Here is a 20,385-nt window from a genome sequence, read left to right on the forward strand (position 1 = left end):
CGCACGAGCCGGGATCCGGCCATGCGGGCCCGGCGGTCGAGCCGGGTCAGCCGCCGAACCAGCCGGGCACGTCGAGGCGGAACCAGTTCGCCGGCGTGACCGTGCGCAGGTCGTCCTCCAGCGCGGTCACCCGGTCCGCGCCGAGGGTGTCGGCCCAGCGCTGCCGCAGTTCGTCGAAGACGACCGCCGACCGGTGCAGCCCGTCCCGGCCGCGGTCGGTCACCCGGACCAGCTTGCGCCGGGCGTCGCGCGGATCGTCGGCGCGTTCCAGGTAGCCGAGGGCGACCAGCCGGTCCACCGTCTTGCCGGCCGCCTGCTTGGAGACGCCGAGCCGCTGGCCCAGTTCGGAGGCGGTGGTGCTGTCGCCGACGGCCTGGAGCACGAAGCCGTGCAGCGGTCGCAGCTCCGGGTGACCCTGCCGGGCCAGCTCCGCGTGCAGGTCGTCGATGAGCGTACGGAAGCCGGCGAGCAGCAGCAGGGGCAGCAGGAAGCCGGGGCGGCCGGGATCAGCGCTTGGCAACTTCGACAACCTCGTTTACTGTTTGGTCAACCACGTTGACGATCGTACGTCACCGCGGGCCGCCACCGGGTAGCCGCGTCGGCTCCCGCCCGACGAGAGGCCACGCCCGTGTCCGTCTTCACCCCGCACACCGCCGACACCGCTCCCACCGCCGCGCGCCCGACCATCGACGGGGTGCGCCGCAAGCTCGGCCACCTGCCCGCCGCGGTCGGCCTGATGGCCGAGTCCCCGGAGCTGCTCAAGGGCTTCCTCACCGTCAACGGCATCTTCGAGAGCTGTGCCCTCGACCCGGTCGAGCGGGAGGTGGTGGTGCTGACCGTCGCCACCCGCAACGAGTGCCACCTCTGCGTGGCCATGCACACCGCCACGCTGACCCGGCACGGCGCCGCGCCCGGGCTGATCGAGGCGCTCCGCTCCGGCACGCCGCTGCCCGACGACCGGCTGGAGGCGCTGCGGCGCTTCACCCTCGCCGTGCTCGACCACCGGGGCGCGGTGCCCGAGGAGGGAACGCGCGCCTTCCTGGCGGCCGGCTACCAGCCCCGGCACGCCCTGGACGTGGTGCTCGGCGTCGGGGCGTACACCATCTCCACCTTCGCCAACCGGCTCACCGGCGCGCCCCTCGACCCGCCCGTGGCCGCGTACGCCTGGGAGCCCGCGGGCTGACGTACCGCCCGGTCAGCGTTCGGCGGCGACCCGGTCGAGCCATTCGCCCACCAGCGCATCGAACAGGCCGGGCTGCTCGATCTGAAGGTTGTGGCCGGCGACGTCGAGCACCGCGAACGTCGCCCGCGGGTAGTGCGGCAGCAGCGCGAACTGGTCGAGGTAGCCGGTGGCGTGGTCCTGCCGCCCGGTGAGGATCAGGGTCGGCCGGGCGAACGGCGCGCCGCCCTCCGGATCCTCGCTGAGCGTCCACCGGCGCCGGATGCGCGCCATCGCCGTGGTGTCCGCGACGTCGAGGCCGGCCAGGACCTCGTCGCGGAACCGGCGCAGCGTCTCCGGGGTCTGCACGACGGCGATGTCCGCGAACTCGGCGGCGGTCCGGGCGTCGGTCGCGGCGAGCAGGTCCGGGTCGGGGCGCAGCACCTGCGGCTGCGGCACCCGGCGCTCCGCGTTCTCCACAGCGGTGCCGACGGGGCAGATCAGCGCCAGCCCGAGCACCTGCCCGGGGCGGGACCGGGCGAGGGCGCGGGCCAGATAGCCGCCGTAGGACTCGCCGACGAGCAGGAACGGCGCGTCGCCGAGGGTGTCGTCCACGAGGTCCTGCACGGCGGCGAGCACGTCGTCGGAGCTGGCGATCTCCGGCGGGCACTTCGATCCGCCCATGCCCGGCAGGTCCGGGTAGAGCCGCCGGTAGCCGGGGCGCCCGGCGAACACCGGTTCGAGGCAGCCGAGCATCAGCCGGTGGTCGGGCGTCCAGCCGTGCAGCGCCAGCACCGGCGTCCCGGCACCCCGCTCGACGACGTTCAACGCTGCGGACGTGCGACGCGGCATCCCGGCTCCCCTTCACGCTCCTGCGACCGACCCCGCATGTTGCCGCCCGGCACCGACGGATCCGGCCCCGCCCGGCGGTCGGTGTGGCGGAACGCACACGGGGCAGTCGACATCACCCGACCCGGCCGGGGCGGCCGGGATACCGGTGCGGGAGACTGGCAGGCATGGCGGCTCGTGGCTTCCCGTACACCGATCTCAAGGACTTCCTCGCGGCGCTGGAGCGCGCGGGCGAGCTGCGGCGGGTGAGCGTCCCCGTCGATCCCACCCTGGAGATCAGTGAGATCGTCACCCGGACGGTCCGCGCGGGCGGCCCGGCGCTGCTCTTCGAGCGGCCGACCCGGGGCGAGATGCCGGTGGCGATCAACCTCTTCGCCACCGAGAAGCGGATGGCGATGGCGCTCGGCGTCGAGTCGCTGGACGAGATCGGCGAGCGGATCGGCAACATGCTCAAGCCGGAGCTGCCGATGGGCCTCTCCGGGATGATGGACGGCCTCGGCAAGGTCATGCAGCTCAAGTCGATGCCGCCGAAGAAGGTCAGGACGGCCCCCTGCCAGCAGGTGGTCTACCGCGGCGACGACGTCGACCTGAACCGGCTGCCCGGGTTGCAGGTCTGGCCGGGTGACGGCGGGATCTTCCACAACTTCGGGTTGACGCACACCAAGCACCCCGAGACCGGCAAGCGCAACCTGGGGCTGTACCGGTTGCAGCAGCACTCGCGGAACACCATCGGCATGCACTGGCAGATCCACAAGAACTCCACGGCGCACCACGCGGTCGCCGAGCGGCTGGGGCAGCGGCTGCCGGTGGCGATCGCCATCGGCACCGACCCCGCGGTCGCCTACGCGGCCAGCGCCCCGCTCCCGGCCGACATCGACGAATACCTGTTCGCTGGTTATCTGCGGGGCGAGCGGGTCGAGATGGTGGACTGCCTGACGGTCCCGCTGCAGGTGCCAGCGCACGCGCAGATCGTCCTGGAGGGCTACATCGAGCCGGGCGAGCGGCTGCCGGAGGGCCCGTTCGGCGACCACACCGGCTTCTACACGCCGGTGGAGCCGTTCCCGGTGATGCACATCGAGTGCATGACCATGCAGCGCGCCCCGGTCTACCACTCGATCGTCACGTCGCAGCCGCCGCAGGAGGACCATGGCCTCGGCAAGGCCACCGAGCGGATCTTCGCGCCGCTGCTGCGCTTCCTGATCCCGGACATCGTCGACTACGACCTGCCCGCCGCCGGCGTCTTCCACAACTGCGCGATCGTGTCGATCCGCAAGCGCTACCCGAAGCACGCCCAGAAGGTGATGAACGCGATCTGGGGCGCGCACATGATGTCGCTGACCAAGCTGATCGTGATCGTCGACGAGGACTGCGACGTGCACGACTACAACGAGGTCGCCTTCCGCGCCTTCGGCAACGTCGACTACGCCCGGGACCTGCTGCTCACCGAGGGCCCGGTGGACCACCTGGACCACGCCTCCTACCAGCAGTTCTGGGGCGGCAAGGCGGGCGTCGACGCGACCCGCAAGCTGCCCGAGGAGGGCTACACCCGGGGCTGGCCCGAGGAGATGAGGATGGCCCCCGAGGTCGTCTCCCTGGTGGACAAGCGCTGGAAGGAGTACGGCATCTGATGGCCGCCGCTGTCGCCGAGCCGATGGAGCGTCCCGGCCGGGTCAAGTCCTTCCTCAAGCTGGTCGCGATCGAGCACTCCGTGTTCGCGCTGCCGTTCGCGTACCTGTCGGCGCTCACCGCCATGCAGGTGCACGGGGGGAGGGTGCGGTGGCTCGACCTGCTCCTGATCACCGTGGCGATGGTGGGCGCGCGGACGTTCGCGATGGCCGCCAACCGGATCCTGGACCGGCGCATCGACGCGCGGAACCCGCGTACGGCCTCCCGGGAGCTGGTCACCGGAGCGGTCAGCGTGCGGACGGCCTGGACCGGCGCGGCGGCTGCGCTCGTGGTCTTCCTCGCCGCCGCCGCCCTGCTCAACCCGCTCTGCCTGGTGCTCGCGCCGCTCGCCGTGGTGCCGCTGGTCGTCTACCCGTACGGCAAGCGGTTCACCAACTGGCCGCACGCCATCCTGGCGGTCGCCCAGGCGGTGGGCCCGGTCGGCGCGTGGCTCGGGGTCACCGGCACCCTCGACGGCTCGTGGCCCGCCTGGCTGCTCGGCGCGGCCGTCGGGCTCTGGATCGGCGGCTTCGACCTCATCTACGCCTGCCAGGACGCCGAGATCGATCGGCGGATCGGTGTGCACAGCGTGCCCGCCCGGTACGGGCTGCGGTTCGCGCTGCACGCCTCGACCGTCGCGCACGTGGTGACGTTCGCGCTGTTCATCTGGTTCGGCGCGCTGGTCGGCTTCGGTTGGCCCTGGTGGATCGGGCTGGCGCTGACCGCGCTCGCGTTCGGCTACCAGCACGTGGTCGTCACCCCGACCGACCTGAGCAAGGTCAACCGTGCCTTCTTCACCGCGAACGGCTTCGTCGGCATCGCGCTGTTCGTCTTCGCCCTGCTCGATCTGGTGATCCGCCTCGACCTGCGCCCCTGACCGCGCCGGCCGCGGCGCCTCTCGGTCGGAGGGTCCGCCGGAGGCCGGCGCGGGGTGTTGCCGGGCGGGTCAGTGCCGGGCGGTGCCGGGCGGGTCAGCGCACAGCGGTGGGCTCGGGGCGGGAGCCCGGGTAACGGGCGCTCTCCAGCGTCCAGTCGACCGTCGCCCGGACGGCGTTCGCCACCCCGTCGAGATGGTCGGTGACCGCCTCGTCCAGCGCCGGCCCGAACGACGGCACCGCCGCCCGCAGCTCGACGAAGCGCCGCATCGACGCCCGCCAGCGCTCGGCCGTCAGCGCCACCGCGGTCTCCACCGGCACCCCGTGCTCGGCGGCGGTCGCGAGCACCAGGTTGTGCCCGCCCGAGGTGGCCCGGTCGCGCTCCAGCGAGGCCAGGTCGTTGTACCAGGAGACCAGGTCGTTCCCGGTGGCGGCGACCCGGCGCAGCAGCGGGTGGTGGTGCACCGGCTCGGGCAGCGGGCGCCCGGTGACGAACTCCACCAGCGGGTACGACACGTACGTGGCGGAGGTGGCGCGCCGCAGCTCGACGTACTCGGCGACGCCGGGGCGGCGCCCGGCCGACTTGTTGACCGCCTCCCGCCACGTGCCGTCGAGGTGGTCGGCGACGGCATCGGCGAAGCGCAGCCGCCAACGGGCCGGCATCCGGCGCCGCGGCTCCCGCCACGCGCGCACCAGCAGCCGCCGCAGCGGTCCGGTCAGCCCGGCGTGCCGGATCCGGGGGCCCTCACGGAGCAGGGTCAGCGCGCCGGCGCGCAGCGCCCGGATCTCGTCCGTGCCGAGCCGGCCCGGCCCGTCGCACGCGTCGTCGACCAGGAAGAACCAGGTGAACAGCGCGGCCAGCACGCGCAGGTCGGCCTCCGTGGCGCCCGGGTAGAGGCGGCCGGCGTACCGGGCGACGCCGGCGTGGGCCAGGCGTTGCGTCGTCCCGTCGTCGGCCGGCAGGCCGAGGCCCGGCAGCAGGTCGTCGGTCAGCCAGCCCTGCACCCGGTCGGCGTGTGGCGAGAGCCGGGGCGGGATGGGGCACTCCGACCGTAGCGACCGGAGGATCTCGTCGGTCATCACCGATTCCTCCCGCGTGCGATCCGCGTCCGTGCGAATCGCCCCGGCAGCATGCCAGGTCGCCGGGACGCCCGCGATCCCGACCGACATCGCGCTCGTCGGGGACAAGCAGCCCCAGAGGAGGGCATCCCGGACGGGCGCCGGCCCGGGGGTGCCCGACGGTGCGGGCGAGCGACCAGGCAGGCTGGTGGCATGCGGGAACCATGGGTGGTCGGGATCTCCGGGGCGTCCGGGACGCCGTACGCGGCGGCCGTCGTGCGGGCGCTGCTCGACGCCGGGGAGCCGGTGGACCTGATCGTCTCCCGGGCCGCCCGGCTGACGATCCTCGACGAGACCGGCCGCCCGTTCCGGGACGCGCACTGGGCGGAGGACCTGGCCGCCTGGCTGGGCCGGGATCTCGCGGGCACCGACGTGCGGCACTGGCCCGCCGGCGACCTGGCGGCCGGCCCCAGCAGCGGCTCCTACCGGGTACGCGGGATGGCGGTGGTCCCGGCGAGCACGGCGGCCTGCGCCGGCATCGCCATCGGGCTCTCCAAGGACCTGCTCCAGCGCGCCGCCGAGGTCAACCTCAAGGAGCGTCGGCCGGTGGTGGTGGTGCCCCGGGAGACGCCGGTGACCCGCAGCCACCTGGAGCACCTGATCGCCCTGCACGACGCCGGGGCGGTGGTGCTGCCGGCCAGCCCCGGCTTCTACGGCGCGGGGGCGGCGGCCTCCGCCCAGCAGCTCGTCGACTTCGTGGCCGGCAAGGTGCTGGACGCCCTCGGCGTACCGCACGACCTGTTCCGCCGCTGGTCTGGTGAGCTGGGCGCGGCGCGGGGCTGAGCCCGGCCGGGTTCACAGGGCCGCGGACCGGAGTTGGCGTCCGGTCCGCGCGCCGATCCGCACCGGTCAGTACATTCCCGCGTTGGCCGGGCCCGGGCCCGTCGAGGCGGCCGGGCCCGCGTTGCGCGGTTTGCCGACGTCCTCCGCCTCGTCCAACATGCCCTCACCCTCAAGCAGGGCCCGCACCTCGGATTCCCGAAACCGGCGATGCCCGCCTGGAGTCCGGATGCTGCCTATCCGGCCCGCCGCTGCCCATCGCGTCACAGTCTTCGGGTCAACCCGAAACAATGCGGCAACTTCACCCGGTGTCAGCAGGCGATCTCCAGTGTCCACAGCCCCCTCCTCGCGTCGACGAAGCCCCCGGCTGAACACACTGCCCCCGGCCGGTGCGAGCCCAGAGCCGTCATGAGGGACGTATGGCAATTACAGCACCAGCGACCTGGCCTGTCCGCCAAACGCGAAAAACGCACTGAGTGGGAAGTTAGGAAATATTACCTGTGGACGACTCCATTGACTGTGAGTTTGCGAACGACTACACCCTGTCATGTTCAACGCGCTCCGAATGCCCGACGTTACGCCCGGACCGCTAGGGTCTACAGTCCGTGGACGCCATCGACCTGAGCCTCGTGGAACTGCTGCGCGGCAACGCCCGCCTGTCCTACGCCGAGCTGGCCCGGCAGGTGGGCCTCTCCGCGCCGGCCGTGCACGAACGGGTCGGCAAGCTGGAGGCCAGCGGCGTGATCCGGGCGTACCGGGCGGAGGTGGAGCCCGAGTCGATCGGCTTCGCCGTCACCGCGCTCATCGGGATCATCCAGGACTCCGGCGCCGACACCGACGACGTGCTCGAGGCGTTCCGGCAGATGCCCGAGATCGAGTCCTGCTACTTCATGGCCGGCGTCGAGTCGTTCCTGCTCAAGGCCAGGGTCGGCACCATCGCGGAGCTGGAGCGGCTGATCGTGCGGCTGAACCGGACCCCCGGCGTCGCCTCCACCCGGACCGGCATCGCCCTCTCCACCAAGTGGGAGAACCGTCCGCAGCCCCCGGTGGTGCCCACCACCTGACCGGCGCCTGCCGCGGCACGCCTGGCCCGCCGGGTCGTCCCGCCGCCGGGCGGGCCAGCGCCGCCGGGCCGGAGCCGAGCCGCGCTGAGCGGGCTTGCTAGGTTTCGGGCGTGACTCATCTCGACCGGTGCGACGAGGCCAGCCGGCGCTGGGTGACCGACGCGATCGCCGCCGTCGAGGCGGACGCCAACCGGTCCGCCGACACCCACCTGCTGCCGTTCCCGCTGCCCCGGGCATGGGGGATCGACCTCTACCTGAAGGACGAGTCGGTGCACCCCACCGGCTCGCTCAAGCACCGGCTGGCCCGGTCGCTCTTCCTCTACGGGCTGTGCAACGGCTGGATCGGGCCGGGCACCACGATCATCGAGGCGTCCTCCGGCTCGACGGCGGTCTCGGAGGCGTACTTCGCGCGGATGCTGGGGCTGCCGTTCATCGCGGTGATGCCGGCCTCCACCTCGCCGGAGAAGATCGCCCAGATCGAGTTCCAGGGCGGTCGCTGCCACCTCGTCGACGACCCGGCCAAGGTGGTCGTCGAGGCCCGCTGGCTGGCGGAGGACTCCGGCGGGCACTTCATGGACCAGTTCACCTTCGCCGAGCGGGCCACCGACTGGCGGGGCAACAACAACATCGCCGAGTCGATCTACGCGCAGCTCGCCCTGGAGCGGCACCCCGTGCCGACGTGGATCGTGGTGGGCGCCGGCACCGGCGGCACCAGCGCCACCATCGGCCGGTACGCCCGCTACCGGCGGCTGCCGACCAAGCTCTGCGTGGTCGACCCGGAGAACTCCGCGTTCTATCCCGCCTGGCAGGCCGCCGACTGGTCGGTCCGCACCGGGCGCGGCTCGCGGATCGAGGGGATCGGCCGGCCGACCGTGGAGGCGTCGTTCCTGCCCTCGGTGGTGGACCGGATGGTCCAGGTGCCCGACGCCGCCTCGCTGGCCGCCATGCGGGCCGGCTCGGCCGTGCTCGGCCGCCGGGTGGGCGGCTCGACCGGCACCAACCTGTGGGGGGCCTTCGGGCTGATCGCGGAAATGCTCGCCGAGGGCCGCACCGGCTCGGTGGTCACCCTGATCTGCGACGCCGGCGACCGCTACGCCGACACGTACTACGCCGACGACTGGGTGGCCGCCCAGGGGCTCGACCTGGGCCCGCACCTGGCGACGATCGAGGGCTTCCTCGCCGACGGCGCCTGGCCGGCCTGACCCGCTCCCGGCTGGTCGACGGCGTCGGCGAGGATCGGCCCGAGCACGGCCACTGCCCGGACCGCCGTCCCCGGCGCGGCGGTCAGCGCGACTCGACGCGCTCGGCCAGCCCCGGGTAGCGGACCACGTAGCCGTCGGCGTCGAGGTCGATGTCGGCGGTGAACGTGTCGCTGGTGAAGCGGACCCGCCCGGGGCCGAGCGGCGTGTAGACCTGCTCGGCGGGCACCACCATCAGGCTGGGCACCAGCACCCAGGCGACGGCGACCCGGTGCGGCGTGTCGGCCGGCGCGCGGGGCAACCCGAGGCGGTGCACCGGCAGGGCGTTGAACAGCGGCGAACCGCCGAGGTCGACGTCCAGCGCCTCAGCCAGCCGGTCCGGGTCGTCCGTGCCGGGCAGCCCCGCGGGCGGATGGCCGGCGGCCCGCAGCGCCGCGTCCAGGTCGCCCTGCTCGCCGGTGGTCACCCGCCACCGGTCGCCGGCCCGCTCCAGGCGTACGCTCCGCAGCCACCCGGAGCCCTCCGCCTCGACCTCGGCCCGGGCGGTCAGCCACTCGGGGTCGGTGGTGAGCTGGTAGCGGCAGGTGTAGGGGACCGGGTCGACGGCCGTGAGCGTGCCCCGAGCGGTCAGCCCCCGGCCGTCGTCGACCAGCGCGTGCTCGGTGCCGGCGGTGTCCGTCCGGGTCCAGAAGAGCGACTTCGGCATGGTCGGCATGAGCCGGACGTTACGCGACGCGACCGACACCGGCAGCGGATGCGGAAACGCCGCCGCGGAGCGCGGGCTCCGCGGCGGCGTTCCCGGTCGATGCTCGTGATCAGTGGGTACGCGCCGGCGGCCGACCGCCGAAGCCCCGCCGCTCGTCGCGCGGGCGGTCGTCGCGGCCCCGGCCCTCGGGCCGGAAGCCGCCCCGGTCGCCGAAACGCCGCTCCCCACGCTCGGCGTAGCCACGCCCCTCCGTGGGCCGGTCGCCGAAGCGCCGCTCGCCGTGCGGTCGGTCGCCGTAGCGCCGTTCGCCCTGGGGTCGGTCGCCGTAGCTGCGGCTGTCGGTCGGCCGCTCGCCGTAGCCACGCCCCTCGGTGGGCCGGTCGGCGTAGCGGCGCTCGCCGCGACCCCCGTCCCGGTCGCCGAAGCGCCGCTCGCCCTGCGGTCGGTCGCCGTAGCGCCGCTCGCCCCGGTCCGCGAAGCCGCGCTCGCCGTAGCCGCGTCCCTCGGTGGGCCGGTCGCCGTAACGGCGCTCGCCCTGCGGGCGGTCGCCGTAGCCGCGGCGGTCGCCCTGGGGCCGGTCGCCGTAGCGGCGCTCGCCCCGGGCGTCGCGGTCGCCGAAGCGGCGCGGGCCGCCCGGCCGGTCGCCGTGCCGGCGCGGCTCCTCGGGCTCGTTGCGCACCGGGACGCCGCTCGGCTCGCGGGCGCCGGTCAGCTCGGCCAGCGCCGGGTCGCCGGCCCGCACCCGGGTCTCGGCCGGCGCCACGCCGGCCTTCTCCAACATGGCGAGGGTCGTCCGGCGCTGCTTCGGCAGCACCAGCGTGGCGACCGCGCCGGACTCTCCGGCCCGAGCGGTACGCCCCGCGCGGTGCAGGTAGTCCTTCGGGTCCTTCGGCGGGTCGACGTGCAGCACCAGCGAGACGCCGTCCACGTGGATGCCCCGGGCCGCCACGTCCGTGGCGACCAGGACGTTCATCCGACCCTCACGGAACTCGGCCAGCGTCCGGGTACGCATCCGCTGCGTCTTGCCGCCGTGCAGGCCGCCCGCGCGTACGCCCACCGCGGCGAGCTGCTCGACCAGCCGGTCCACGCCGAGCTGGGTGCGGGCGAAGACCATGGTCCGCCCGTCCCGGGCCGCGATGGACGCCGCCACCGGGAACTTGTCGTGCGGCGGGATCAGCAGCATGTGGTGGTCCATGGTGGACACCGAGGCGGTGGACGGGGCGGTCGAGTGGGTCACCGGGTCGGTCATGAACCGCTTGACCAGCGCGTCGACGTCACCGTCCAGAGTGGCCGAGAAGAGCAGCCGCTGGGCGCCCGCCGGCGTCTTCGCCAGCAGCTCGGTGACCTCGGGCAGGAAGCCCATGTCGGCCATCTGGTCGGCCTCGTCGAGGACGGTGATCTCCACGTCGTCCAGGTGGCACACGCCCCGGGCGATCAGGTCGCCCAGCCGGCCCGGGGTGGCCACGACGATCTCCACGCCGCGCCGCAGGGCGTCGATCTGCCGGTCGTACGGCACGCCGCCGACGGCGGTCTTCAGGAACACGCCGACGGCCTTGCCGAGCGGCAGCAGCGCGTCGTTGACCTGCATGGCGAGTTCGCGGGTCGGCACCAGGACCAGGGCCCGCGGGTGCAGCGGCCGGGCCCGCTCGCCGTCGGCCACCCGGGCCAGCAGCGGCAGGCCGAAGGCCAGGGTCTTGCCGGAGCCGGTCTGGCCCCGACCGAGGACGTCCCGGCCGGCGAGCGCGTCCGGCATGGTGGCGCGCTGGATCTCGAACGGGGCGGTGATGCCCTGCCGCGCGAGCGCGCGGACCAGCGGCTGGGGCAGCCCCAGCGCGGCGAAGTCGGTGGCCTCGGCCGTCACCGGTGCGGCGGAGTCCTGCGGGGTGACGTCCTGTTCGACGACGGCCTGTGCGTCGGCGGTGTCGAGGGCGGGCGGAAACGTGCCGGGTTCAGCAAACGCGGTCAAGAAATGCCTTTCGAGCGGGGCGCATCTTCGCGATGGCCTGCCGCAGCTGAACGCCGCCGAATCGCCCGCAAGATCGCCCATGGGCGCGCGCGACGCGCGCCGGGTCAATGATCTCCACAAGTGTACGGCGGAGCGGCGAACCCGCCACCGCGCCACGGAACGGTAGTGGGCGGGCTCACCATGGTCGTCGCCGGGCGGCTCACTTGGTCAGGACGCCGCCCACCAGACCGCCCACGGTGTCGGTGGCGAGCAGGACGACCAGCACACTGATCGCCACGAGCAGACCCAGGGACGCGGCCAGGACGATCACCACCCTGGCCGTGCTGGACCGCTCCTCGGTGGGGGTCTCCGTCCACCCCTGCGCCAGGATGTGCCCGGTCAAGGAGCCGGAGTTCTCCACCGGGTTGGCCGGGAAGGAGACCGTGGCGAAGCCCGGGCCGTCCGAGCCGGCGCCGTAGATCGTGCCCAGGTCGGGCCCGCCGTCGTAGCGCCCCGCAGGTCGGCGCGCGGGCGGCGCGGAGACCGACGGCGCGGATGCCGGCGGCGCGGAGACCGCCGGGACGGTGGACGGCGGCGGGCTCGCGGGCGGGGCCGGGACGGTCGCGGTGGCCGTGGCGGGGGGCGGCGGGAACGGTGGTGCCGGCATCGGGCCGGGCGGTGGCGGCGGGGCGGGCACCGGCGGCCCGGGCGGCGGCGTCGGCGGGCCCGGCACGGGCGGCACCGGGCCCGGCGGGGTGGGGCCCGGCCGGGGCGGCACGGGGACGGGGGCCGGTGGGGTCGGCACCGGCGGGGTCGGGACCGGCGGGTTCGGCGACGGCGGTTTCGGGCCGGGCACCGGCGGCACGGGGGCCGGCGCCGGCTCGGGCTCCGGCACCGGTGGCTTGGGCGGCTGCGCCGGTTCCGGCGGCTGGGCGGGCTCCGGCGGCTCCGGGTTGACCGGCGCCGCGCGGTAGACCCTCGCCTCGCCGGTGCGCGACCGGATGGCCGCGGCCTCGTCGGCGGAGACCTGCCGCATCCCGGGCACGGCGGCGCTGGCCCGGGCCGCCGTGGCCGTCGCCCGCTGCCCGGGGACGGGCGCGCCGGCCGCACCGGTGGCCCGGTAGGTGGTGCCGGCGGTCGGGCGGGCCGGCGGTGCCGCGTCGCCCTCGCCGGGGGCGGCCGCGGTGGCCACGCTCACCCGGCCCCGGGCCGACTGCCGGCGTACGTCCCCGGCGGGCGGCTCCGTCGACGGCGCCGACGTGCCCGCGGCGCCGGTGCTCGACGCCGGGCCGCCGTCGGCCGCGGTCGCGACGGCCCCGCTGGCGGGTGCCGGGGCCTCGACGCGGCTCCGGTCGGGCGTGGATCCGTGGTCGACCGGCTCCGCCGGAACCTCTTGCTCGGCCATGCTCGCCCTCCGCGCCGCGCTCGCGCCCGGATCCGCGACGTCGGACCGGGCGTGCCTGCTGTCACCGTGCCACATTCCGGCCCGGCGGCACAGCCGGAGTGCGTTCCGGACCCGTGGTCCGTGCGGACTGGCACCGGGGTGCCGGGCGGAGCCGGCGCGCCCCGGTCAGCTACCCGTGCTGGCCGAGGCGGTGGCCGACGTGCTGCGCTCCGGGTCGGTGCTGCTCGCCGCCGTGGTCGGCGCCACGCTGCCGGAGGTGGCGGTCGGCGTCGACGAGGCCGAGCGGCTCGCGTCCGGCGACGCCTCGGTCGGGGTCGGCGTCGGCGTCGGCGAGGTCGACGCGCTGGGCGACGTCGTGGGCGACGGCGACCCGGTGGGCGTCGCCGAGGGCGAGGTCGACGGGGTCGGCGACGGCGACGGCGAGGTGGGCTTCGGGGTCGGCGTCGCGCTCCCCGTCGGCTTCGGCTTGGTCGGCGTCGGCGTCGGCGTCGGGGTGCTCGTCGGCGCGGGCACCGCCCCGATCACCCGGGTGGCGGCGTAGAGCCGGGACCAGCGCACCGTGGAGATCTTGACGACGTCGCCGGTGGTCGGCGCGTGGATCATCTTGCCGCCGCCGACGTACATGCCCATGTGGTGGATCGTCGTCCAGCTCGTGCCAGAGGCGAAGAAGAGCAGGTCACCGGGGAGCAGCGCGCTGCGGGACACGGTGCGGGACCGGGTGGCGTAGTACTGGTCCCGGGAGACCCGGGGCAGCTCGTAGTAGCCCGCCGACCGGTAGGCGGCGTAGATCAGGCCGGAGCAGTCGAACCGGTCCGGCCCCTCGGCGGCCCACAGGTAGGGGTCGCCGAGCTGCGCCTTGGCGTACGCCAGGGCCTTCAGGGCCGTCGGGTGGGCGGCCAGGCCGTTGGCGGTCTCGTTGCCGATGTAGCCGGCGCCGAGCTGCTGGTCGGCGGCCTCCTGCTGGCGCTCGAGCTCGATGAGCTGCGCGGCGTTGTCCCGGCGCAGCTTCGCCAGCTTGGCCTCGGCGTCGCGCAGGGACTTCTCGCCGGCGGCGTACTCCGTCTGGGCGGTCTTGAGCCGGGACTCGGCGGACACCATCGCCTGACTGGCCGCCTGCTCGCCGGCGCGGGCCCGGGACAGCTCGCCCTCGGCGGCGGTGGTGCCGCCCTCGGCCCTCTCGCCGCGGATGATGCGGGAGAGGCGGCTCAGCTCGTGCAGGTCGTTGGCGAACTCGCCGGGCGGGAGGGCGGCGGCGGCCTTGAACGCGCCCGCGGCGGCGGCGTCGGCGCCCTCCTGGGCGCGGGCCAGCGCGTCCCGGGCGAGCGCGAGGTCGCGCTCGGCGGTGGCCCGCTGGCCCTCGCCTTCGGTGCGCTTCTGCAGCAGCACGAGCAGTTGGTCGCGCAACTGCCCGACCTGCGCCTCGGCGGTGTAGATCTGGGTGGCGAGCGGGCCGTTGATCAGGTTGCCGGCCGGCACGCCCGGCGTCCCGGTGACGGGCGCCCCGGTGACGGGCGCGCCGCCGGGGAGCTGGAGCTGGCCGGTGACGGCCGGGCGGAGGCCGGTGTCGGGGACGCCGGCGGGCAGCGCCGGGTCGGCCTGGACCGGGTTGGCGAGGACCGCGGCGGCGACGGCTCCGAGCAGGGCGGACCAGAGCGCCGGACGCAGCACCGGCGAGATCACCGGGCTCCGTCGTCGCTGCCGTCGCCCGCGCCCGCTGTCGACCATTCCGCTCCCCGTCCGGCGTGCTGTCGCCGCGCCAGGATGGGCACGGCCGTGAGGACGCTACCAGCGTGTGGCGAACGTCCCATCCTGTCTTACCTCACGCACGCAGCCATGTCGATGCGTGGGTAGGTAACGGGAGGCTGAGAGTTCGGTGAATCGCCCCACGGGGGCCGACCGTGCTGCGGCGGCGTCGGCAGGTGGACGTAGGCTCGATTCCTACCGCAGGTGGAAGGGACGTGGCTTTCGATGGACGCCGGACTCAAGCGTGAGCTCGAAGCGAAGGTGTACGCCGGCGAGCGGCTGACCCGCGAGGACGGCATCGCCCTCTACGACAGCGACGACCTGGCGTGGCTGGGGCGACTGGCCCACCACAGGCGCACGGAGCTCAACGGCGACCGGGTGATGTTCAACGTCAACCGGCACCTCAACCTGACCAACGTCTGCTCCGCCTCGTGCGCGTACTGCTCGTTCCAGCGCAAGCCGGGCGAGAAGGACGCCTACACGATGCGCATCGACGAGGCCGTCCGCAAGGCCAAGGAGATGGAGGACGAGCAGCTCACCGAGCTGCACATCGTCAACGGCCTGCACCCGACCCTGCCCTGGCGCTACTACCCGAAGGTGCTGCGCGAGCTGAAGGCGGCGCTGCCGAACGTCAAGCTGAAGGCGTTCACCGCGACCGAGGTGCAGTGGTTCGAGAAGATCAGCGGCCTGACCGCCGACGAGATCCTCGACGAGCTGATGGACGCCGGTCTGGAGTCGCTGACCGGCGGCGGCGCGGAGATCTTCGACTGGGAGGTCCGGCAGCACATCGTCGACCACGCCTGCCACTGGGAGGACTGGTCGCGGATCCACCGGCTGGCGCACAGCAAGGGCATGAAGACGCCGTCGACGATGCTCTACGGCCACATCGAGGAGCCCCGGCACCGGGTCGACCACGTGCTGCGGCTGCGCGAGTTGCAGGACGAGACCGGCGGCTTCGTGGTCTTCATCCCGCTGCGCTACCAGCACGACTTCGTCGACTCGGCCGACGGCAAGATCCGCAACCGGATCCAGGCCCGGACGACGATGGCCTCGCCCGCCGAGTCGCTCAAGACCTTCGCGGTCTCCCGGCTGCTGTTCGACAACGTCCCGCACGTGAAGTGCTTCTGGGTGATGCACGGCCTCTCGGTGGCCCAGCTCTCGCTCAACTTCGGCGTGGACGACCTGGACGGCTCGGTCGTCGAATACAAGATCACCCACGACGCCGACTCGTACGGCACGCCGAACACGATGCACCGGGACGACCTGCTGCACCTGATCTGGGACGCCGGCTTCCGCCCCGTCGAGCGGAACACCCGCTACGAGGTGGTCCGCGAGTACGACGCCGCCCCGTCCCTGGCGGAGCGCCGCGCCGAGCCGCAGCAGGTCTGGGCCTGAGCCGGCACGTACCCTCGTAGGCCATGACCGAGCAGCGGAGCGGGTTCCCCCGGCGCGACGCCGAGGGGCGCATCCTCACCCTGGGCGACCTGCTCGGGGTGAGCCTGGCCGGCCTGGTCATCGGTGTGCTGGCGGTGGCGCTGTTCGACTGGGCGTTCGCGCTGATCGGCAGCGGCGACTTCGGCCGTGCCAACGGCTGGCTGGCGGTGATCCTGCCGGCCTGGCTGTTCTGGGACGACTTCCGGGCCTGGGAGTTCGGCGCGGCCCGGGTGGTGGCGGCGCTCGCGGCCGGCGCGGTGGGGCTGGCCGCCGGGCTGGTGGTGGCCGGTCTGGCCGCCGGGCTCCCGCCGATGGCCTCCGGTGCGCTGGGGGCGGCGGCGTTCACCCTCGGGTACGCGGTGGTCTGGTTCCACGGCGTCCACTGGCTGGCCCGCCGGACGGGCTGAACCTTCCGCCGGGCCACCCCGGCGGCGGAGAACGGAGTGCGGAACGTGAGCGCGGCGGTCAAGTACACGCTGGGCCGGATCGGGCTGTTCGTCGCCGTGCTGGCGGCCCTCTGGCTGGTGGACATCAACCTCTTCGTCAAGCTGATGCTGGCGCTGGCCTTCTCGGCCGCCGCCTCGTTCTTCCTGCTCAAGGGGTGGCGGGACGAGATGGCCGTGGAGATGGCCGAGGCCGCCGAGCGGCGCCGCACCGAGAAGGAGCGCCTCCGCTCCGCCCTGGCCGGCGACGACCAGGAGCCGGACGGCCCCGCCGCCGAGAAGTGACGAGGGGCCCGCGTCACCGGGCGGACCCGGGTGACGCGAACCCCTCGAACGGTGGCGTCGGGCGGTCAGGTCACCAGTTGGTGGAGCCGGGGACCTGGGGCCACGGGACGTCGGTGGGCTTGATCAGGTAGACCACGCCGCCGGGGCCGCCGGCCGTTCCGCCGCTGGCGGTGATCCGCTTGGTACGCAGCCAGATCTGCTCGAACTGCTCGCGCGGGTAGACGTTGCGCACGACGTCGTTGCTGGACGAGGCCGGGTCGTTGACGATCACGTCGCCGTCGGCGGTGAAGCCGACCACCACGAACAGGTGCCCCGACGTGCCGTAGTTCGCCCCGTCCAGCTCGCTGGCGAGGAAGGACTGGCTGGTGACGACGGGGATGCCGGCGGCGATGAAGCGCTCCACCTCGTCCAGCGAGTGCAGTCGCGTCACCCGCGCCTCGAGGCCGGGGAAGCTGGCGGCGTACGCGGTGTTGAACGGCCAGTTGCCCGCGCCGTCGTACTGGTAGTCGTAGACCATCCGGGCGGCGTGGTTGACCGTCGGGTCCGGGTAGGTCGGGTCGACCCAGGCGGTGTCCTCCTCGGACGCCTTCCGGCCCCAGTACTCGATCACCATGGTGGTGGAGGTGGGGGAGCACCAGGCCTGGCCGCCGCCGTCGTACTCGGGGTAGTGGCCGGAGTGGATGTTCTGCGAGTAGCGGGGGACGGCGAGTTCCCGGCCCCAGGCGATCCCGCCGGCGCTGGGCTCGACGGTGAACCGGTCGGGCACGTTCGAGCTCATCGCGCCGAGCATCCGGACCACCGGCGAGGCGGTGGCGGCCGGGTCGCGGTGGAGGGTCAGCCGCAGCTGGTACGCCCGGAGCAGCACGCCGGCGGCCTCGTCGTTGATCGAGAACGTGTCGGTCCAGATGCTGGACCACTTGTCGCCCTGCTTGTCGACGCTGGTCCGCTTGATGTCGGCGTCGCCGGACGCCCAGCGGCCCATCACGTACCAGGGGGTCTGGCCGCCGGTGCTGTAGGTGCCCTGGAGCTCGACCTGGATCCAGGTGCCGGCCGGGGTGTCCGCGTTCCAGGAGGCGATGAGTTCGGTGGCGTCGAAGCCGACGGCGGTGACCGGGGACGTCCACGTCCCGTACGCCCAGGTCCGCTTCGTCTTGTCGTGCGGGTCCTTGTAGGCGGTGGTGCCGACCGGCGTGCCGAGGGTGAGGCCGGCGGGGGTGACGACGGTGCCGGCGGCGGTGCCGGAGCGCCAGTCGGTCTCGCCGGCCCAGTCGTGGTAGGTGATCTGTTCGTCGTGGACGACGGTGCTCGCGACGGGCGCGGCGACGGTGGGCGCCGCGGTGCCGAGAAGGGTGAGCGCGGTGGCGGCCGCGAGGGTGGCCGCACGCAGGCGTGGTCTGGACATGGGTCCTCCGCAGGGACAGGCGGATCGTTGCCGGTCAGTGTCCCGCTCGGAAGGAACTTTCGCCAGAGGTCGACGGTTGGAAAATCCTTGCCGGTGTGAGGATCAGGATGGCATGCAACAAGGCAGCGATGAATATTGATATGACCATGTGAGCGGTGGTGGAGTGTCCTCCACCGAGCGGGATCTTCTCCCGCCCTCCGAGGAGGTTGTCCATGGCCTTCCGCAACCCCGCCCTCCGCCGCCGCCTGGCGCTCGCCGTCGCCGCCGGGTTCGGCCTGCTCACCGTCGCCGCCGCGCCGGCCACCGCCCGGCCGGCACCCGAGCACGCCGACTCCCCGACGGCGTCCTACCGGGTGCTCGGTCCGCGTACGGTCGCCGACCGCACCGCGGTCGCCGGCACCGGCGCCGCCATCGACTACGTCGAGCACGGCGTGCTGAACGTCTCGGCCACCCCCGCCGAGGCGGCGGCGATCACCCGGCTCGGCTTCCGGCTGGAGGCGGTCCCGGCCCCGTCGGCCGACGGCCACAGCCACGGCCACGATGAGGGGGACGTCGGCACGACCGCCTTCCCGCCCGCCGACTCCAACTACCACGACTACGCCGAACTGACCGCCGTGGTGAACCAGGTGGTCGCGGACCACCCGTCGATCGCCCGGAAGATCAGCATCGGCTCCTCGTACGAGGGCCGGGACCTGATGGCGGTGAAGATCTCCGACAACGTCGGCACCGACGAGGCCGAGCCGGAGATCCTGTTCAACTCGCAGCAGCACGCCCGCGAGCACCTGACCGTCGAGATGGCGATCTACCTGCTCAACCTCTTCACCGACAGCTACGGCACGGATTCCCGGATCACCAACATCGTCAACGGCCGGGAGATCTGGATCGTGCCGACGGTCAACCCGGACGGCAGCGAGTACGACATCGCCACCGGCTCCTACCGCTCCTGGCGCAAGAACCGGCAGCCGAACAGCGGCTCGACGTACGTGGGCACCGACCTGAACCGCAACTGGTCCTACCAGTGGGGCTGCTGCGGCGGCTCGTCCGGCTCCACCTCGTCGGAGACCTACCGGGGCCCGTCGGCGTTCTCCGCGCCGGAGACCCAGGCGCTGCGGAACTTCGTCAACAGCCGGGTGGTCGGCGGCACGCAGCAGATCAAGGCCAACATCGACTTCCACACGTACTCGGAGCTGGTGCTCTGGCCGTTCGGCTACACGTACAACAACACCGCTCCCGGCATGAGCGCCGACCAGTACAACACCTTCGCCACCCTCGGCCAGCAGATGGCGAACACCAACGGCTACACCCCGCAGCAGTCCAGCGACCTCTACATCACCGACGGCGACAGTATCGACTGGATGTGGGGGCAGCACGGCATCTGGGCGTACACCTTCGAGATGTATCCGGGCTCGGCCTTCGGTGGCGGCTTCTACCCGCCCGACGAGGTGATCCCCGCCCAGACCTCGCGCAACCGGGAGGCGGTCCTGCTGCTCAGCGAGTACGCCGACTGCCCGTACCGGGTCATCGGCAAGGAGGCGCAGTACTGCGGCGGCGGTGGCGGCGGCACCACGGTCTGGTCGGACACCTTCGAGACGGCCACCGGGTGGACCACCAACCCGAACGGCACCGACACCGCGACCGTCGGGGCGTGGGAGCGGGGCGCCGCGCAGGCCACCACCTCCAGCGGCGCCAAGCAGCTCACCCCGTACGGCGGGAGCAACGACCTGGTCACCGGCCGGCTGGCCGGCACCGGGGCGGGCGACTACGACGTCGACGGCGGCGTGACCAGCGCCCGGTCGCCGGCGGTGACCCTGCCGTCCTCGGGCACGCTGACCCTTTCGCTCGCCTGGTACCTGGCCCACGGCTCGAACGCCTCGTCGGCCGACTACTTCCGGGTCAGCGTGGTGCACAACGGCGGCACCACGGCCCTGTTCACCCAGTCCGGGGCGGCCACCAACCGCAACGGCGCCTGGGCCGTGGCGAACGCCAACCTCACCCCGTACGCCGGCCAGTCCGTGCGGATCCTGGTCGAGGCGGCCGACGCCTCGGGGGCGAGCCTGGTCGAGGCGGCTGTGGACAACGTCACCATCACCAGTTCCTGAGCCCGGTGGGGCCCCGTACCGCCCCCGGCGGGGCCCCACCACCCCCCAGCACGCGTCGATCCAGGGCATATCGCTGCTGTTGTAGATCAACAAGCGCCGATGCGACCTGGATCGACGAGGCACGTCCGGGGCGTGCGCTACCGTTCTACCGACCACTAGCAGCGAAGCCGGTGCGAAACCGGCGCTGTCCCGCAACTGTGATGCCCCACCGCT

Annotated in this window: 19 protein-coding genes; 10 read left to right on the top strand and 9 right to left on the bottom strand. The window is 73.6% G+C overall.

The features are described 5' to 3' along the window. Positions 1–46: 46 nt before the first annotated feature. Positions 47–520, bottom strand: a complete 474-nt coding sequence (locus tag ACFY23_RS02485) for a MarR family transcriptional regulator (protein WP_350679196.1) — start codon at positions 518–520, stop codon at positions 47–49. A gap of 108 nt (positions 521–628) precedes the next feature. Here ACFY23_RS02485 and ACFY23_RS02490 point away from each other — a divergent pair, with 108 nt between their 5' ends. After that, the gene (locus ACFY23_RS02490; protein ID WP_350679165.1) at positions 629–1,183 is read left to right on the top strand and encodes a carboxymuconolactone decarboxylase family protein; all 555 of its coding nucleotides are present in this window, start codon (positions 629–631) and stop codon (positions 1,181–1,183) included. A 12-nt stretch (positions 1,184–1,195) separates the two neighbouring features. Here ACFY23_RS02490 and ACFY23_RS02495 read toward each other — a convergent pair whose 3' ends face one another. Further along, complete coding sequence (locus tag ACFY23_RS02495) at positions 1,196–2,011, bottom strand: alpha/beta hydrolase (RefSeq protein WP_350679167.1); 816 nt, start codon at positions 2,009–2,011, stop codon at positions 1,196–1,198. A 164-nt stretch (positions 2,012–2,175) separates the two neighbouring features. On the opposite strand from ACFY23_RS02495, the gene ACFY23_RS02500 reads away from it, so the two are divergent. Together ACFY23_RS02500 and mqnP are read left to right on the top strand one after the other, a co-directional pair. Continuing rightward, a complete protein-coding gene (locus tag ACFY23_RS02500) occupies positions 2,176–3,636 on the top strand; it encodes a menaquinone biosynthesis decarboxylase (protein ID WP_350679169.1) in 1,461 nt (486 codons plus the stop codon). Further along, positions 3,636–4,550, top strand: coding sequence for a menaquinone biosynthesis prenyltransferase MqnP (gene mqnP / locus ACFY23_RS02505; RefSeq protein ID WP_350679171.1), 915 nt, complete (start codon positions 3,636–3,638; stop codon positions 4,548–4,550). The genes ACFY23_RS02500 and mqnP overlap by 1 nt, the downstream gene beginning before the upstream one ends. A 94-nt stretch (positions 4,551–4,644) precedes the next feature. Here mqnP and ACFY23_RS02510 read toward each other — a convergent pair whose 3' ends face one another. Further along, positions 4,645–5,628, bottom strand: coding sequence for a terpene synthase (locus ACFY23_RS02510; protein WP_350679173.1), 984 nt, complete (start codon positions 5,626–5,628; stop codon positions 4,645–4,647). Between the two features lie 192 nt (positions 5,629–5,820). On the opposite strand from ACFY23_RS02510, the gene ACFY23_RS02515 reads away from it, so the two are divergent. After that, positions 5,821–6,450, top strand: a complete 630-nt coding sequence (locus ACFY23_RS02515) for a UbiX family flavin prenyltransferase (protein ID WP_350679175.1) — start codon at positions 5,821–5,823, stop codon at positions 6,448–6,450. 66 nt (positions 6,451–6,516) lie between these two features. Here the strand turns inward: ACFY23_RS02515 and ACFY23_RS02520 are convergent, their stop codons facing one another. Next, on the bottom strand, positions 6,517–6,783 hold the full coding sequence (locus ACFY23_RS02520; RefSeq protein ID WP_089002465.1) for a BldC family transcriptional regulator: 267 nt from the start codon (positions 6,781–6,783) through the stop codon (positions 6,517–6,519). Between the two features lie 269 nt (positions 6,784–7,052). Between ACFY23_RS02520 and ACFY23_RS02525 the strand changes: the two genes are divergently transcribed. Further along, positions 7,053–7,511, top strand: a complete 459-nt coding sequence (locus tag ACFY23_RS02525) for an Lrp/AsnC family transcriptional regulator (protein WP_350679178.1) — start codon at positions 7,053–7,055, stop codon at positions 7,509–7,511. A 110-nt stretch (positions 7,512–7,621) separates the two neighbouring features. Continuing rightward, positions 7,622–8,713, top strand: a complete 1,092-nt coding sequence (locus ACFY23_RS02530; protein ID WP_350679180.1) for a PLP-dependent cysteine synthase family protein — start codon at positions 7,622–7,624, stop codon at positions 8,711–8,713. An 82-nt stretch (positions 8,714–8,795) separates the two neighbouring features. Here ACFY23_RS02530 and ACFY23_RS02535 read toward each other — a convergent pair whose 3' ends face one another. From ACFY23_RS02535 to ACFY23_RS02550, 4 genes are all read right to left on the bottom strand, one after another. Then, the gene (locus ACFY23_RS02535) at positions 8,796–9,416 is read right to left on the bottom strand and encodes a putative glycolipid-binding domain-containing protein (RefSeq protein WP_350679198.1); all 621 of its coding nucleotides are present in this window, start codon (positions 9,414–9,416) and stop codon (positions 8,796–8,798) included. 109 nt (positions 9,417–9,525) lie between these two features. After that, positions 9,526–11,382 carry a DEAD/DEAH box helicase gene (locus ACFY23_RS02540; RefSeq protein ID WP_387035533.1) on the bottom strand — a complete coding sequence of 619 codons (1,857 nt, stop codon included), beginning with the start codon at positions 11,380–11,382 and terminating at the stop codon, positions 9,526–9,528. A 199-nt stretch (positions 11,383–11,581) separates the two neighbouring features. Continuing rightward, on the bottom strand, positions 11,582–12,766 hold the full coding sequence (locus ACFY23_RS02545) for a hypothetical protein (protein WP_350679184.1): 1,185 nt from the start codon (positions 12,764–12,766) through the stop codon (positions 11,582–11,584). A gap of 165 nt (positions 12,767–12,931) precedes the next feature. Then, positions 12,932–14,491 (bottom strand): NlpC/P60 family protein, encoded by a 1,560-nt coding sequence (locus ACFY23_RS02550; protein WP_350818915.1) that lies wholly within the window; start codon positions 14,489–14,491, stop codon positions 12,932–12,934. Positions 14,492–14,734: 243 nt separating this feature from the next. Between ACFY23_RS02550 and mqnE the strand changes: the two genes are divergently transcribed. Genes mqnE through ACFY23_RS02565 form a run of 3 tightly spaced genes read left to right on the top strand, consistent with a single transcriptional unit; the run spans position 14,735 to position 16,671 of the window. Beyond that, complete coding sequence (gene mqnE, locus ACFY23_RS02555) at positions 14,735–15,904, top strand: aminofutalosine synthase MqnE (protein ID WP_350686558.1); 1,170 nt, start codon at positions 14,735–14,737, stop codon at positions 15,902–15,904. 23 nt (positions 15,905–15,927) lie between these two features. Beyond that, a complete protein-coding gene (locus tag ACFY23_RS02560; protein WP_350686559.1) occupies positions 15,928–16,350 on the top strand; it encodes a hypothetical protein in 423 nt (140 codons plus the stop codon). A 45-nt stretch (positions 16,351–16,395) separates the two neighbouring features. After that, positions 16,396–16,671 (top strand): DUF4229 domain-containing protein, encoded by a 276-nt coding sequence (locus tag ACFY23_RS02565; protein ID WP_350686560.1) that lies wholly within the window; start codon positions 16,396–16,398, stop codon positions 16,669–16,671. Positions 16,672–16,741: 70 nt separating this feature from the next. On the opposite strand, the gene ACFY23_RS02570 is transcribed toward ACFY23_RS02565, so the two are convergent. Beyond that, complete coding sequence (locus ACFY23_RS02570) at positions 16,742–18,073, bottom strand: peptidase C39 family protein (RefSeq protein ID WP_350686561.1); 1,332 nt, start codon at positions 18,071–18,073, stop codon at positions 16,742–16,744. 212 nt (positions 18,074–18,285) lie between these two features. Between ACFY23_RS02570 and ACFY23_RS02575 the strand changes: the two genes are divergently transcribed. After that, complete coding sequence (locus ACFY23_RS02575) at positions 18,286–20,172, top strand: M14 family metallopeptidase (protein WP_350686562.1); 1,887 nt, start codon at positions 18,286–18,288, stop codon at positions 20,170–20,172. Positions 20,173–20,385 lie beyond the last annotated feature (213 nt).

The organism is Micromonospora sp. NPDC000121 (genome assembly GCF_042899165.1).
Lineage (GTDB): Bacteria > Actinomycetota > Actinomycetes > Mycobacteriales > Micromonosporaceae > Micromonospora.